The sequence below is a fragment of the Streptomyces sp. NPDC050743 genome (genome assembly GCF_044456925.1).
Taxonomy (GTDB): Bacteria; Actinomycetota; Actinomycetes; order Streptomycetales; family Streptomycetaceae; genus Streptomyces.
In genome coordinates this window covers 85,661-97,214 of the sequence record NZ_JBITGJ010000022.1, presented here as the reverse complement: position 1 = coordinate 97,214, position 11,554 = coordinate 85,661, and the positions used below count along the sequence as shown (strand labels likewise).

The 11,554-nt window shown below is 71.0% G+C and carries 10 protein-coding genes; 3 read left to right on the top strand and 7 right to left on the bottom strand.

Features of this window, described 5'->3' with window-relative positions; genetic code table 11:
* Positions 1-6 precede the first annotated feature (6 nt).
* The 5 genes from solA to ACIBJF_RS22240 form a co-directional block, all read right to left on the bottom strand.
* Positions 7-1,155, bottom strand: a complete 1,149-nt coding sequence (gene solA / locus ACIBJF_RS22260; RefSeq protein WP_399175978.1) for an N-methyl-L-tryptophan oxidase — start codon at positions 1,153-1,155, stop codon at positions 7-9.
* Positions 1,156-1,207: 52 nt separating this feature from the next.
* Positions 1,208-3,655 (bottom strand): FAD-dependent oxidoreductase, encoded by a 2,448-nt coding sequence (locus ACIBJF_RS22255; RefSeq protein ID WP_399175976.1) that lies wholly within the window; start codon positions 3,653-3,655, stop codon positions 1,208-1,210.
* A gap of 34 nt (positions 3,656-3,689) precedes the next feature.
* Positions 3,690-4,250 carry an MBL fold metallo-hydrolase gene (locus tag ACIBJF_RS22250; RefSeq protein ID WP_399175974.1) on the bottom strand — a complete coding sequence of 187 codons (561 nt, stop codon included), beginning with the start codon at positions 4,248-4,250 and terminating at the stop codon, positions 3,690-3,692.
* Positions 4,247-5,332, bottom strand: a complete 1,086-nt coding sequence (locus ACIBJF_RS22245) for an S-(hydroxymethyl)mycothiol dehydrogenase (protein WP_399175972.1) — start codon at positions 5,330-5,332, stop codon at positions 4,247-4,249. The genes ACIBJF_RS22250 and ACIBJF_RS22245 overlap by 4 nt, the downstream gene beginning before the upstream one ends.
* Before the next feature lie 330 nt (positions 5,333-5,662).
* Positions 5,663-7,051, bottom strand: coding sequence for an MFS transporter (locus tag ACIBJF_RS22240; protein ID WP_399175971.1), 1,389 nt, complete (start codon positions 7,049-7,051; stop codon positions 5,663-5,665).
* 216 nt (positions 7,052-7,267) lie between these two features.
* Here ACIBJF_RS22240 and ACIBJF_RS22235 point away from each other — a divergent pair, with 216 nt between their 5' ends.
* The 3 genes from ACIBJF_RS22235 (at position 7,268) to ACIBJF_RS22225 (ending at position 10,007) form a co-directional block, all read left to right on the top strand.
* Positions 7,268-8,077: an IclR family transcriptional regulator gene (locus ACIBJF_RS22235; protein ID WP_399175969.1), complete on the top strand. Its 810-nt coding sequence runs from the start codon at positions 7,268-7,270 to the stop codon at positions 8,075-8,077.
* Between the two features lie 135 nt (positions 8,078-8,212).
* Positions 8,213-9,085, top strand: a complete 873-nt coding sequence (gene purU / locus ACIBJF_RS22230) for a formyltetrahydrofolate deformylase (RefSeq protein ID WP_399175967.1) — start codon at positions 8,213-8,215, stop codon at positions 9,083-9,085.
* Between the two features lie 124 nt (positions 9,086-9,209).
* Complete coding sequence (locus ACIBJF_RS22225) at positions 9,210-10,007, top strand: IclR family transcriptional regulator (RefSeq protein ID WP_399175965.1); 798 nt, start codon at positions 9,210-9,212, stop codon at positions 10,005-10,007.
* Positions 10,008-10,034: 27 nt separating this feature from the next.
* Here the strand turns inward: ACIBJF_RS22225 and folP are convergent, their stop codons facing one another.
* Entirely contained in the window at positions 10,035-10,874 is an 840-nt protein-coding gene (gene folP / locus ACIBJF_RS22220; protein WP_399175964.1) for a dihydropteroate synthase, read from the bottom strand.
* Positions 10,875-11,028: 154 nt separating this feature from the next.
* The gene (locus ACIBJF_RS22215; RefSeq protein ID WP_399175962.1) at positions 11,029-11,406 is read right to left on the bottom strand and encodes a bifunctional 3-phenylpropionate/cinnamic acid dioxygenase ferredoxin subunit; all 378 of its coding nucleotides are present in this window, start codon (positions 11,404-11,406) and stop codon (positions 11,029-11,031) included.
* Positions 11,407-11,554 lie beyond the last annotated feature (148 nt).

The window sequence follows — 11,554 nt, the reverse complement described above, 5'->3', positions numbered from 1 at the left end:
ATGTGTTCAGACGCGCACGCGGCGCGGGTCGAAAAGGGCGATGGGGTGCTCGGTGGTGCCGTCGATGGCCAGGTCGGCGATGATCTCGCCGATCACGGGGACGAACTTGAACCCGTGACCCGAGAAACCGCAGGCCACGGTCACTTGCGGGTGGTCCGGGTGCCGGGCGAGGACGAAGTGCTCGTCCGGGGTGTTGCTGTACATGCAGGCCGCGCCCTTGAGGAAGCGGCCGGGCAGGGTGGGGATCCGCGGGCGCAGGTAGGCGGCCATGGCCTCGATCTCGTCCGCGTGGATCTCCCGGTCGAGGGTGTCGGGGTCGCTGGGGACGCCCTTGCGGAAGAAGGCGACCTTGGCGCCGCCGTCCGGGCCGTCGAGGGCGGGGAAGCCGTAGATCTGGGTGCCGTCGGGGTCCTCCCAGATGTAGACGGGATGCCGGTCGGCGGTGAACGGGCCGGTTCCGCCCTCGGGCTGGAACCAGTACATGACCTGGCGCTCGACCGTGACCTTCACACCGAGGTCGGCGAGCAGCTTCGGCGCCCAGGCCCCGGGGGCGAAGACGAGCCGGTCGGCGGTGTAACAGCCGCGGTCGGTCACCACCCAGGACTTGCCGCCGGGGCCGTCGGCCTCCCAGCCGAGGACCATCTCCGCGAAGCGCAGTTCGGCACCGTGGGCCGCCGCCAGCTCCAGGTGGGCGGTGACGGTCGCCTCCGGCCGGGCCACGCCGGCCCTGCGCTCGTAGAAGGCGACGTCCTCGGCCGTCGGGGTGAAGGTGGGAAAGTGGCGGCGGATGTCGCCGGCGGTCAGGACCTCGTGGTCCAGGCCGAACCGCCGGGCGCTGCGCAGGGTACCGGCGAACGCCGCGCTGTCCTCGCGGCCGATCATCAGGCCGCCGGTCTCGGTGAAGACCTCGTGGCCGGAGTCGACGGCCAGCTTCTCCCACAGCTCGCGCGCCCTGAGCAGCAGGGGCACATAGGCCGGGTCCTCGAAGTAGGCCTGCCGGTAGATGCGGGATCCGCCGTGGCTGGAGCCGGAGCTGTGGGCCGGGCCGAAGCGCTCCAGGCCGAGCACGCGCTGACCGCGGGCGGCGAGGTGACAGGCGGCCGCGCTGCCCATCCCGCCCAGACCGACGACGATCACGTCGTACGTAGGGGCCATGTCCATCTCCTGGGAGTCGTGCCGGTGGTGGATTGGTTCGGGCCGGGCCGGTTCAGCGCCGGATGCGGGACATCTCCGGGTCGAACAGCGGCTCGGCGGCGGTGACGGCGGGGACCCTGGCGCCGAAGTACTCGATCTCCACCGGGGTTCCGGGGGCGGTGTGCCCGGCCGGCAGCCAGGCGTAGGCGATCGGCGCGCCGATCGTGTAGCCGTAGGCGGCGCTGGTGACGTAGCCGACCGGGCGGCCGTCCACGTATACCGGTTCGTGGCCCATCACCACGGACTGCCGGTCCTGGACCACCAGCGGGACGAGCCTGCGGCCGACCGTCTCCTCGCTGATCCCGTCGAGCGCGGCCTTGCCGGTGAAGTGCGGCTTGGTGCGGCGGACGGCGAAGCCGAGGCCGGCCTCGTAGGGGTTGTGCTCGGCGGTCATGTCATGGCCCCACGAGCGGTAGCCCTTCTCCAGGCGCAGGCTGTTGAAGGCGCTGCGCCCGGCGGCGATGATCCCCAGCTCCTGCCCCGCATCCCACAGGGTGTCCCACAGCTTGGCGCCGAGGTCGGCCGTGGTGTAGAGCTCCCAGCCGAGCTCGCCCACGTAGCTGAGCCGCATCGCGGTGACCGGGACGTCGCCGAGGTAGGCCTGCTTGGCCTTGAAGTAGCCGAATCCCCGGTGCGAGAAGTCCGTGTCGGTCAGCGGCTGCACGAGGTCGCGGGCGCGCGGGCCCCACACGCCCAGGCAGCAGGTGCCGGCGGTGATGTCCCGTACCTGCACCGAGCCGTCCCCGGGCAGGTGCCGGCGCAGCCAGTCCAGGTCGAGGTTGCCGTTGGCGCCGACCTGGAAGCGCTCGGTCTCCAGACGGGCGATGGTCAGGTCGCTGCGGATGCCTCCGGCCTCGTCGAGCAGCAGGGTGTAGGTGACCGACCTGACGGGCTTGTCGAGTTGACTGGTCGTCAGCGCCTGGAGGAAGGGGAGCGCGTCGGGGCCCGTGACCTCCAGGCGCTTCAGCGGCGTCATGTCGTACAGGGCGACGCGCTCGCGGGTGACGAGGGCCTCGGCGCCGGCGATCGGCGACCAGTAGCGGGACGCCCATGCGTTCCGGCCCGGGATCAGGGCCACCTCGGGCAGGGAGGCGTTGGCCTCGTACCAGTGCGGGCGTTCCCAGCCGCCGCCCTCCAGGAAGACCGCGCCGAGGGCCTCCTGACGGGCGTGGAAGGGGCTGACCCTGAGGGGGCGCGGGGCTTCCATCGGCTGCAGCGGGTGCAGGATGTCGTACACCTCGACGAAGTTCTGGCAGCTGCGCTCGTGGACGTACGACGGTGCGAGCTGGACCTCCTCGAAGCGGTTGATGTCGCACGCGTGGACGTCGGTGCGGGGCCTGCCGTGGACCAGCCACTCGGCCATGGCCTTGGCCACGCCGGCCGAGTGGGTGACCCAGACCGCCTCCGCCAGCCAGAAGCCCTGGACCTTCGGCGACTCCCCCATCAGCGGCATGCCGTCGGGGGTGAAGGAGAAGATGCCGTTGAAGCCCTCCTCGATCTTGGCGTTGGCCAGGGAGGGGAGCAGGGCGAGGGAGTCCGCCCACGCACCCTCGAAGTCGGCCTCGGTGAACTGCAGCGAGGACGGCATCACGGCGTCACGCGGGTGGGCGACGTCGTCCAGGGAGACGGGCATGGGCCGGTGGGCGTAGGAGCCGATGCCGATGCGGTCCACGAGCTCGCGGTAGTACAGGCCGGCGTCCTGGTTGCGCAGGATCGGCAGACAGGCCTCGGTGTACTCGTCGTTGAGCCCCTTGAGCTGCGGGACGGCCGTGGTCCTGGCGTACTGGTGGGCCAGCGGTACCAGCGGCACCTCCTGCCCGACCATGCGTCCGATCGCGGGGCCCCAGAAGCCGGCGCAGGAGACCACGATGTCCGCCGGGAAGGTCCCCTGGTCGGTGACGACCGCGCTGACCCGGTCCCCGGTGGTCTCGATCCCGGTGACCGTGTGGTGGCCGTGGAACCGGGCGCCGCGGGCCATCGCCAGGCGGGCCTGCGCCTCGCCCGCGCGCAGCGCCTTGGCCAGGCCGTCGCCGGGGATGTGGAAGCCGCCGAGGATCCGCTCGGGGTCCAGCAGGGGGTGCAGTGCGGCGGACTCCTCGGGGGACAGCAGGCGGCTGTCCACGCCCCAGGAGCCGAGCCAGCCGTGCCGGCGCTGGAGCTCCGCCAGCCGCTCGGGGCTGGTGGCCACTTCCAGGCCGCCGACCTGCTTGAAGCACCACTGCCCGTCCAGGGTGAGCGTGCGGTACTTCTCGACCGTGTACTGCGCGAACTCGGTCATCGTCTTCGAGCCGTTGGTCTGGAAGACTAGACCGGGGGCGTGCGAGGTGGAGCCGCCGGTGGCGAACAGCGGGCCCTGCTCCAGTACGGTGACGTCCGTCCAGCCGCGTGCGGTCAGTTCGTCGCTGAGTGCGCACCCGACGATGCCGGCGCCGATGATGACCACCTTCGGCTGTGCCGCCATGGTCTTCCTCCAGGTTCGTGTCGTGGCGGGCGGGTCAGTGCCCTCGGGCGATCCAGGCGTCGAGCCGGGGGGCTTCGGCGCCGATCGAGGTGTCGTCGCCATGGCCGGTGTGCACGGTGGTGCCGGTGGGGAGCGTGAGCAGCCGGTCGCGGATGGAGGCGATGATGGTGTCGAAGTCGGAGTAGGAGCGGCCGGTGGCGCCGGGCCCGCCCTTGAAGAGGGTGTCGCCGGAGAACAGCGCTCCCAGCTCCGGTGCGTACAGGCAGACCGCGCCGGGCGAGTGCCCGGGGGTGTGCGGCACGTGCAGAGGGGTGCCGGCCACGGTCAGTTCCTCGCCGTCGGCCAGTTCCCGGTAGCCGGGCTCCCGCGGGGCGTGCGCCGCCTTCCACAGCACCTCGTCGGCCGGGTGCAGCAGGATGGGTGCCCCGGTGCGGGCGGCCGGCTCCGGTGCGGCGTTCACGTGGTCGTTGTGGGCGTGGGTGCAGACGACGACCTCGTCGTCGCCGATCAGCCAGACGTTGTTGTCCACCTCCCGGCTGCCTCCGTCCAGTTCGGAGGTTCCGGAGGTGACCAGGCGCTCGATCCGCGCGGTCACAGGACGACCACCGAGCGCAGGACCTCACCGCGGTGCATCTTGGCGAACGCCGCCTCCACCTCGTCCAGGGCGATCGTCTCGGTGACGAACTCCTGGAGGTCGAAGCGGCCTTGCAGGTAGAGGTCGATCAGAGCGGAGAAGTCGCGGGAGGGCAGGCAGTCGCCGTACCAGGAGGACTTCAGCGCCCCGCCGCGGCCGAAGACGTCCAGCAGCGGCAGCTCGACGGTCAGCTCCGGAGTGGGTACGCCGACCAGGACGGCGGTACCGGCGAGGTCGCGGGCGTAGAAGGCCTGCTTGTACGTCTCGGGGCGGCCCACCGCGTCAACGACGACGTCGGCGCCGAAGCCGCCGGTGAGGCTGCGGACGGCCTCGACGGCGTCGGTCTTGGAGGAGTCGACGGTGTCGGTGGCGCCGAACCTCTCGGCCCACTTCAGCTTCCGCGCGTCGACGTCGACGGCGATGATGCGGCCGGCGCCGGCCACCTTGGCGCCCGCGATGGCGGCCATGCCCACGCCGCCGCAGCCGATCACCGCGACGGAGTCCCCGCGGCCGGCGCCGCCGGTGTGGACGGCGGCGCCGAACCCGGCCATCACGCCGCAGCCGAGCAGGCCGGCCGCCGCGGCCGAGGCGGTCGGGTCCACCTTGGTGCACTGGCCGGCGGCGACCAGGGTCTTCTCCGCGAAGGCGCCGATGCCCAGGGCCGGGGACAGCGGCGTGCCGTCGACGAGGGTCATCGGCTGGGCCGCGTTGAGTGTGGCGAAGCAGTACCACGGCTTGCCCTTGCGGCAGGCACGGCACTTCCCGCACACGGCGCGCCAGTTGAGGATGACGAAGTCGCCGGGCGCGACATCCGTGACGCCCTCGCCGACCGCCTCGACCACGCCGGCCGCCTCGTGGCCGAGCAGGTACGGGAAGTCGTCGCCGATGCCGCCCTCGCGGTAGTGCAGGTCGGTGTGGCAGACGCCGCAGGCCTGCACCTGCACCAGCGCCTCTCCCGGGCCGGGGTCCGGCACCAGGACGGTCTCCACCGAGACCGGGGCGCCCTTCTTCAGGGCGACGACGGCGCGTACCTCGTGTGTCACTGCCGATCTCCTCGTTGAGGGTGGCCGAATACGGGATTCGGCCGGTGTTCTGGATGGCGGGTCCGATCGCGCCAGTGGAGCGGTCGACGAGGGAAGAGAGAGAGGGGCCGACGGGCCGGCGGCCTGGGGAAGGCCGGGATCGAGCCGCCATGCCTGTTGCGTAATATGCGACTCAGTTCGCTATAAGCAACGGTCACACTGTCATGCCTCTGGGTGACGGGTGTCAAGAGGTTGGCCGGGCGAACTTCACCGGTGCGCGGACGCACGCGGCCGGCCGACCCCGAGGGGGTCGGCCGGCCGTGTGTTACAGGCTGTTGGGCGCGTGCGCCGTCAGGATCGTTCGAGGTCGCGGTCCCGTTCGGCCACCGAGGGCGGGGTGCTGCCGGGCAGGGCACTGGTCTCCGCGAGGGTGCGGCCGCGCGTCTCCTCGGCCCACAGGAAGGACACCAGCCAGCCCACCAGGGTGATGCCGGCGCCGATCAGCATGGTGGTGCCGATGCCCAGCCTGTCGAGGGAGATGGGCAGCAGATAGGTGCCCGCCGCGGCGCCGATACGGCTGATCGAGGTGGCCACCCCTCCCGCGGTGGCCCTGATGCCGGTCGGGAACAGCTCGTTGGGATAGGTCCATTCCAGCACCGTGGGGCCACCGGAGAAGAGGGCGTAGGCGCAGAAGCACGAGACGACCACGGCGATGGGCAGTGCGGAGCCGCCGCCGAGCACCGCGAGTGGGACCACCATCAGGGCGAACGACCACACGATGACGGGACGGCGTCCCACCCGGTCCACCAGCCGCAGCGCGGGGATGCAGCCCAGGACGAACACGATGCTGATCAGCGCGGAGCCCAGGTTGCTGCTGTTGCCCTCGCCGAGGCCGAAGGAGCCCAGGATGGCGGGGCCGAAGGTGTACAGGGCGAACATCGGCGTGATCTGACACATGTAGAACAGACCGCAGAAGAGGGTCCGCCGTAGATAGGCGCCCTGGAAGAGATCGCGGAAGCGGCTGTGCTCCGCCGACTGCTCCTCGGCAGCGGCCGCGACCAGCTGCCGGATGGGGACGGTGCGGCCGAGGGCCTTCTCGATCGACTTCTGGGCATCGGCGGTGCGGCCCTTGTTCACCAGCCACAGGGGCGACTCGGGGGTGCCGATGCGCAGCAGCAGGATCACGGCGCTCAGTACGGCGCCCGAGGCGAGCATCCAGCGCCAGGTGCCGGCGCCGCCGATCTCGGCCAGCGCGTAGCCGATCACATAGGCGGCCGCGGCTCCGACGTACCAGGCCAGGATGAGCACGCCGAGCAGCCGGCCTCGATGCCGGTTCGGCACCCATTCGGCCAGCAGGGACGTCGCGATCGGATAGTCGGCTCCGATGGCCATGCCGAGGACGAAGCGGAGTGCGACGAACTGCCAGGTCTCGGTGGCGAACACCGACAGGATCGATCCGCCGACCAGCACCGCCAGGTCGATGGTGTACATCGCCTCACGGCCGAGCTTGTCGGTGACGGCGCCGAAGAAGAGGCCTCCGACGAAGATGCCGACCAGGGCGGCGGCACCGATGAGGCTCTCGTCCCCCGTGGTCAGGTTGAGTTCGTTGCTCATGCCGACGAGGGCGACGCCGATGATGCTGAGCAGATAGCCGTCGAGGAAGGGGCCGCCGGCGCAGGCCCAGGTGAGCTTGCGATGGAATCTGCTGAGTGGCGCCTCGTCGATGGCACGGATCGACATCGGACCTCCTGGTCTTGAGGACTGGGCCGGGTTGCGCTACGTAAAACGCGTCTCTATATACGCAACCGAACATAGACAGCGTTTCGACGTCAAGACAAAGGGCCGAAGCTCTTGTAACTTCCCCATACTTCCCTCCATCATGTTGCGCATTGCGAGTCTGGTTTCGAATTAAGAGACTCGCCATTCCCCGTGAAAGAGGAGACGACCGGTAACCCCATGAGCGACAGCGCCGACGGCCGCCCGAGCGAGCGGGCGGGCCCCTCGCATCCGCCGCCGTCCCCGGTTCAGTCGGTGGACCGGGCCGCGGGGATTCTGGAGTTCCTGGGACGCCAGGAAGAGGCGGGCGTCACGGAGATCGCCGCCGAACTCGGCGTCCACAAGTCCACGGCGTCCCGGCTCGCCGCCGCCCTGGAGTTGCGCGGTCTCATCGAGCAGTCGGAGGAGCGCGGCAAGTACCGCCTCGGTCTCGGCCTGATCCGCCTGGCCGGTGCCGCCTCCGTCCGGCTGGACCTCTCCCGGCAGAGCAGGCCGGTGTGCGAGCAGTTGGCGGGACGGGTCGCGGAGACCATCAATCTGGCCATCCTCGACGGGAACGCCGCGATCAACATCGACCAGGTGCTCGGCCCGTCGGCCATCACCACGCACAACTGGCTGGGTCGGCGTACGCCGTTGCACGCCACCTCCAGCGGCAAGGTGCTGCTGGCGCATCTGCCCGAACCCGAGCGGGAAAGACGGCTCTCGGCATCCCTGGAGCGCTACACGCCGCACACCGTCATCGACCCCTGCGCTCTGCGGACCCAGCTGACGAACGTCCGCACGGCCGGCTTCGCCTACAGCGTGGAGGAGCTCGAACGGGGTCTGAACGCGGTGGCCGCACCGGTCGTCGCGTTCAACGGGCAGGTGGTGGCCGCGCTCAGCGCCTCGGGGCCGTCCTTCCGGCTGACCGTGCAGCGACTGCGCGAGGTCGCCGCCCTGGTGCGGAGCGCGGCCCAGGACATCTCCGGCCGGCTCGGCCACCTCGGCTGACACGACGCCCGTTCGTTGCGCATCGCGCATCTTCTCGCGCCTTTGAGAACAAGCCTCTTGACCGGCCGCCGTTCGCACCGGACGATGTTGCGTATCACTCTCATCGTTGCGTATTACGCACTAATGGAGGATGTCATGACCCCTCGCCCGCAGCCCGGCCGCGAGTTCGTCCTCACCCTCTCGTGCCCCGACCGGGCCGGCCTCGTCCACGCCGTCACCAGCTTTCTCGTCAGCCACTCAGGCAACATCCTCGAGAGCCAGCAGTTCGACGACCGCCTGCAGGACCGCTTCTTCATGCGGGTGCACTTCGAGGTCTCGCATCCGGCCACGACCCTGGAGCAGCTGCGCACCGACTTCGGCCCGGTCGCCGAGGCGTACCGGATCACCTGGCAGCTGCACGACGCCTCGACCCCGACCCGCACGCTGATCATGGTGTCGAAGTTCGGCCACTGCCTGAACGACCTGCTCTTCCGCCAGTCCACGGGCTCGCTCAACATCGAGATCCCGGCGATCGTCTCCAACCACCGCGACTTCGAGCCGCTGGCCCGCAACTACGGCATCCCCTTCCACCACATCCCGGTGACCCGGGACACCAAGGACGAGGCCGAGGCCCGGCTGCTGGAGCTCGTCGGCGAACTCGGCGTCGATCTGGTGGTGCTCGCCCGCTACATGCAGATCCTCTCCGACGACCTGTGCAAGCGGCTCGACGGCCGGGCCATCAACATCCACCACTCCTTCCTGCCGAGCTTCAAGGGCGCCCGGCCGTACGCGCAGGCGCACCAGCGCGGAGTCAAGCTCGTCGGAGCCACGGCGCACTACGTCACCCCCGACCTCGACGAGGGCCCGATCATCGAACAGGACGTCGTCCGTGTGAATCACTCCCACACCCCGGACCAGCTGGTCGCCATGGGCCGCGACGTCGAGGCCCGGGTCCTGTCGCGCGCCGTGCAGTGGCACAGCGAGAGCCGTGTGCTGGCCAATGGCAACTGCACGGTCGTCTTCCGCTGACACCGCCGTTCGCGCGGCCGGCGAGAACCACCGGCGACGACGGCTCCCCTGCCCGAGGAGCCGTCGTATACCCTCCCTCTGCGAGCCACGGGGCCTGGCGACCAACCAAGCGTATAGTTGCGCTATGAGCAACTACACCGCAGATGGCGAAACAACAGCTCCGGCGGTGAGCGGCGTGCAGTCCGTCGACCGCGCCGTCAGCGTCCTGGAGATCCTCGCCCAGCGCGGGGAGGCGGGGGTCAGCGAGGTCGCCGCCGAGATCGACGTCCACAAGTCGACCGCGTTCCGGCTGCTCGGGGCGCTGGAGGCGCGCGGTCTGGTCGAGCAGGCGACCGAGCGCGGCAAGTACCGGCTCGGCTTCGGGATCGTGCGCCTGGCCGGTGCGGTCACGGGGCGCCTCGACATCACACAGCAGGGCCGGGAGGTGTGCGAGCGGCTCAGCGAGGAGATCGGCGAGACCGTCAACATCGCCGTCCTCCAGGAGCACTACGCCGTCAACCTCTACCAGGTGCGCGGCCCGGGCGCCGTCGGCACCCACAACTGGGTCGGCCAGCTCACCCCCGTGCACGCCACGTCCAGCGGCAAGATCCTGCTCGCGCACCTGCCGGCGAAGGAGCGCGCCGAGGTGCTCGCGGCCTCCGGGCTGCAGAAGCTCACGCCGCACACCCTGACCGCGAGGACGAAGCTGGAGAAGAACCTCGACCAGGCGCGGGACCGCGGATACGCGGTGACCCTGGAGGAGCTCGAGATCGGGCTGCACGCCATGGCGGCCCCGATCCGCTCGCACCACGGCGAGGTCGTCGCCGCCCTCAGCGCCTCCGGTCCCGCGTACCGCTTCACCGAGGAGCGCATGCACGAGCTGGCGCCCCTGCTGCTCAAGGGCGCGGAGGAGATCAGCCACCGGATGGGGTACGTGGGCTGAGTCCCGCACAGGTCCGCGCCCGGGGCGTCACACGCCCAGGCGTAGAAGGGGCAGCGGCGCCGTGACCGCCGCCTCGGCGCCCCAGCGGGCCGTCACCCGCACCGCGTCGAGGGTGGAGCCCACGTCGTGCACACGCAGGCACCAGACGCCCTGTGCGGCGGCGAGGACGGACACGGCGGTGGTCGCGGCGTCCCGCGACGGCGCCGGGCGCGGCCGGCCCGTCGCCGGATCGGCCAGCACCTGCCCCAGAAACGACTTGCGGGACGCGCCCACGAGAACGGGACGGCCCAGCGCACGCACCTCCCCCAGCCTGGCCAGCAGCTCCCAGTTGTGCCCGGGCGTTTTGGCGAACCCCAGCCCCGGGTCGACGATCAGGCAGCCGGGCTGGACTCCCGCCTCCAGCGCCGCGTCGATTCTCAGCCGCAGCTCGTCGACCACGTCGGTGACGACGTCGTCGTAGCGGGCGTTGGCCTGCATGCCGGCGGAGTGGCCGCGCCAGTGCATCAGCACGTACGGCGTGTTCGCCCGGGCCATCAGCGGCAGCATCGCCGGGTCGGCGAGTCCGCCCGAGACGTCGTTGACCATCCGGGCACCGGCGTCGAGGGCGCGGTCGGCCACCTCGGCCCGCATGGTGTCGACGCTGACGGTCGCGCCCGCCGCCGCGAGTTCCCGGACGACGGGCAGGACGCGCCGCAGCTCCTCCTCGGCCGGCGGACGCTCCGCGCCGGGGCGGGTCGACTCGCCGCCCACGTCCACGATGTCGGCTCCCTGCTCCAGCAGGGCGAGTCCGTGCGCGACGGCGGCCTCCGCGGCGAACGACCGCCCGCCGTCGGAGAACGAGTCCGGCGTGACGTTCACGACGCCCATGACCAGCGTCCGGCCGGGCCGCGGCAGACCGTACGGATGAACGTCCGGGGTGCCAGGACGGGTTGAGGCGGCACAGGCCCCGGCGGCGGTCACGGGGACCCCGCCCTGCGCGCCGCCGCCCCGGCGAGCGCGGCGCCGTGGACCGCCACGGTCCTCACGTGCCGCCTCCGGCGACCGCGACGCCTCCGAGCCGGGCGGCGGCGCAGGTGGGCGGGAGGTTCGGCGGGGCGTCGGAGAGCTTGACGTAGATCATGCCGTCCTCGACGAGGACCTGGTGGGTGCGCACGGGAAGCCGGGCCGGCGGAGCGTCCACGCCGCCGGTGCGCAGGTCGAACTTCGAAGCGTGCAGCGGGCATTCGACCTCGCACCCCTCCAGCCAGCCGTCGGCCAGCGAGGCATCCTGATGGGTGCAGGTGTCGTCGATCGCGTAGACCTCGCCGTCCTCGGTGTGGAACACGGCGACGGGCGGGTCGTTCTCGAGCCGGAACGCCTCGCCTCGGGGCAGATCGGCGATGGGGCACACGGGAATCATCGGGACCACCTCGGTGCGTATTACGAAACTTAATGCGCTTAGCGCAACGTCAGTCTGGGGTCGGCCCCCATCGTTGTCAAGAAGTCGCCCGGGCTTTCACGGGAGTTCGCCGCCCGGCCGCCACTGGAACGGCGGTGCCGGGCCGACC

Bases quoted from the DNA above. Each gene is read 5' to 3' on its own strand.
- solA (WP_399175978.1), bottom strand. From the start codon at position 1,155: ATGGCCCCTACGTACGACGTGATCGTCGTCGGTCTGGGCGGGATGGGC.
- ACIBJF_RS22255 (WP_399175976.1), bottom strand. From the start codon at position 3,655: ATGGCGGCACAGCCGAAGGTGGTCATCATCGGCGCCGGCATCGTCGGG.
- ACIBJF_RS22240 (WP_399175971.1), bottom strand. From the start codon at position 7,051: ATGTCGATCCGTGCCATCGACGAGGCGCCACTCAGCAGATTCCATCGC.
- ACIBJF_RS22235 (WP_399175969.1), top strand. From the start codon at position 7,268: ATGAGCGACAGCGCCGACGGCCGCCCGAGCGAGCGGGCGGGCCCCTCG.
- purU (WP_399175967.1), top strand. From the start codon at position 8,213: ATGACCCCTCGCCCGCAGCCCGGCCGCGAGTTCGTCCTCACCCTCTCG.
- ACIBJF_RS22225 (WP_399175965.1), top strand. From the start codon at position 9,210: ATGAGCAACTACACCGCAGATGGCGAAACAACAGCTCCGGCGGTGAGC.
- folP (WP_399175964.1), bottom strand. From the start codon at position 10,874: ATGGGCGTCGTGAACGTCACGCCGGACTCGTTCTCCGACGGCGGGCGG.
- ACIBJF_RS22215 (WP_399175962.1), bottom strand. From the start codon at position 11,406: ATGATTCCCGTGTGCCCCATCGCCGATCTGCCCCGAGGCGAGGCGTTC.